This is a genomic window from Arthrobacter sp. Y3225116 (assembly GCF_059091245.1).
This window is the reverse complement of record NZ_JBNHGL010000557.1, coordinates 1-476: the sequence shown is the minus strand read 5'-3', so window position 1 is coordinate 476 and position 476 is coordinate 1. Positions and strand designations below refer to the sequence as shown.

The 476-nt window shown below is 72.1% G+C and carries 1 protein-coding gene; it reads right to left on the bottom strand.

Annotation, left to right across the window (positions count from 1 at the left end; translation table 11 throughout):
* On the bottom strand, positions 1 to 476 hold a 476-nt coding region (locus AC5RV2_RS18940), incomplete at both ends, for a P-loop NTPase (RefSeq protein ID WP_494093610.1).

Below are 476 nucleotides of genomic sequence, written 5' to 3'. Positions count from 1 at the left end.
GAATCCGCGCTGCCCACGGCCAGCACCCGGTCCGCCGCCTCCAGCACGCGCAAGGTGGCGCCGTTGCGCCGCGGCGCCATCGAGTCAAAGCTCAACTCCTCGTCGTGTTCCAGCGAGAAACCGCAATCCACGACGACGGTCTCCGCCACCGCCCGCGCCACGTCCAGCACCGCCCCGAGCGCCGACGGCCTCAGCTCGGTCCACCGGTCCACCCTGGTAATCCCGGTCAGCACCAGCATGGACGTTCCGGCCACGGCCACCTTCAGGCAGACCCGTTCCAGGGCCTGGCTGTCCAGCACGCCCTGGTCCGCCAGCCGGCAGGCGTGGGCAAGGGCGGCAGATTCATCGAGCAGGCCAAGGAACGCGGCGACGCTGGCCCCGTAGGTATCGGCATCCATCAGCAGGGTCCGCCGGCCGGCGGCGGCGTATTCGGCGGCGAGGTTGACCGCCACGGTGGTGCGTCCCGGCGCCCCGGC